We start from the raw sequence: 363 nt of genomic DNA on the forward strand, positions 1-363 counted from the left end.
GTATAGGTGTAGCCGCTGACGTCGGCGAGATCGGTGGGACTCATCTTCATCTCGGCCCACATCTTGCGGTCGGCCAGGGTCGCGGCCCAGCCGTTGGCGCTGACGTCGTCGATGAAGTCGCCGACGGTGCGCTTGTGGAAGTTGTAGTAGTCGGACTGCTTCTTCAGCTTGGCGAGGATGCGCTGCGGCTTCTCGTCCGACCAGTCGCTGAGCAGCACCACGTAGTCGCGGTCGTAGCTGAACGGTTCCGGCTCGCGGGCGTCGATCACCAGGGCGCCGTAGACCCCGGCCTGCTCCTGTAGCCCCGAGTGGCTGTGGTACCAGTAGGTGCCGTTCTGCCGGACCTTGAAGCGGTATTCGTAG

The 363-nt window shown here is 63.9% G+C and carries 1 protein-coding gene; it reads right to left on the reverse strand.

What is annotated here, in order from left to right; all coding sequences use genetic code 11:
* Nucleotides 1-363 (reverse strand): multicopper oxidase domain-containing protein (locus ACLJNW_RS23630; RefSeq protein WP_410961144.1); only part of this gene is annotated, 363 nt, incomplete at both ends.

The sequence above is a fragment of the Salmonella sp. SAL4457 genome, from assembly GCF_046548235.1.
Classification (GTDB): domain Bacteria; phylum Pseudomonadota; class Gammaproteobacteria; order Enterobacterales; family Enterobacteriaceae; genus Salmonella; species Salmonella enterica.